The organism is Nocardioides sp. CPCC 206348 (genome assembly GCF_048654705.1).
Classification (GTDB): Bacteria; Actinomycetota; Actinomycetes; order Propionibacteriales; family Nocardioidaceae; genus Nocardioides.
Genome location: NZ_JBMCZA010000208.1, coordinates 2,804 through 3,981, shown reverse-complemented (window position 1 = coordinate 3,981; position 1,178 = coordinate 2,804). Strand labels below are relative to the sequence as shown.

The 1,178-nt window shown below is 68.5% G+C and carries 2 protein-coding genes; one reads left to right on the top strand and one right to left on the bottom strand.

Translation table 11 applies throughout. The features are described 5' to 3' along the window. Positions 1–617 (bottom strand): acyl-CoA dehydrogenase family protein (locus ACOADB_RS20500; RefSeq protein WP_378602783.1); only part of this gene is annotated, 617 nt, incomplete at its 3' end. A gap of 27 nt (positions 618–644) precedes the next feature. Here ACOADB_RS20500 and ACOADB_RS20495 point away from each other — a divergent pair. Beyond that, on the top strand, positions 645–1,178 hold a 534-nt coding region (locus ACOADB_RS20495), incomplete at its 3' end, for a TetR/AcrR family transcriptional regulator (RefSeq protein WP_378602780.1).

The window sequence follows — 1,178 nt, the reverse complement described above, 5'->3', positions numbered from 1 at the left end:
TCGGCGTCCGGGTCCGTGAGGCCCATGACGATGAGGACCTTGCAGTCGGGGTTGCCGACGCCGGTGATGAACCACTTGCGGCCGTTGATCACGATCTCGTCGCCGTCAACGACTGCGGTCAGCTCCATGTTGGTCGCGTCCGAGGACGCGACGCCGGGCTCGGTCATCGCGAAGGCGCTGCGGATCCGGCCGTCGAGCAGCGGGTCGAGCCACTCGTCCTTCTGCGCCTGGTTGCCGTACTTGAGGAGCACCTCCATGTTGCCGGTGTCCGGTGCGTTGCAGTTGAAGATCAGCGGCCCGAGGAAGGACCGGCCGGTCAGCTCGGCGATCGGGGCGTAGTCGACGTTGCTGAGGCCGGCGCCGCCGTGGGTGCCGTACTTCTCGGCGTACGGGCCCTCGTGGCCGGCGGGCAGGAAGAGGTTCCAGAGCCCTTGGGCGCGCGCCTTGGCCTGGAGCTCCTTGATGATCGGGAGCGGTGCCCACGGGTCGCCACCACGGTTGCGGATCTCCGCGATCTCGTGGTGGTACGCCGCTTCGACGGGCTCGACCTCGGTCGCGAGGAACTCACGCGCCAGCTCGGTGAGCTCCTGGGCGCGGGGGCTGGGTGAGAAGTCCATGGCTTGACCTTGTCACACTGTTGAGCAATGCTCAATAGCGTGGATGCAGATCACACCCGACGTCGCCTGTCCCCCGACGATCGACGCCGCCAGCTGCTCGGCATCGGCCTGAGCATGCTCGTCGAGAAGCCGATCCAGGACCTCTCCATCGACGCCGTGGCCGCCGAGGCCGGCATCTCCCGCGGCCTGCTCTTCCACTACTTCCCCACCAAGACCGACTACTACGACGCCGTCATCGGCGCCGCACTCCGCCGGGTCATGCGCAACACCGCCCCCGACGAGGGCGTCTCCCCTGAACTCGCCTGCGAGCAGTTCGTGTCCCGCGTCTACGCACAGATCGAGCGCCGCCGGGAGTTCTACGTCGCCCTGGTCTTCGGCAACGGCACGATCGCGGTCGGCGGCAACCGGCTGGAGTCCCACCGGATGACCGTCGCCCGACGGCTGATCGCGGCATTCGGACTGGACGAGAGCGCGGCTCCCGTGGTGCACGCCTGGACGGCGTACGTCGAGGACCGCGCCCTGCTCTGGTCCGGTTCGGACCCGGCTGACCGGGTGGCCCTC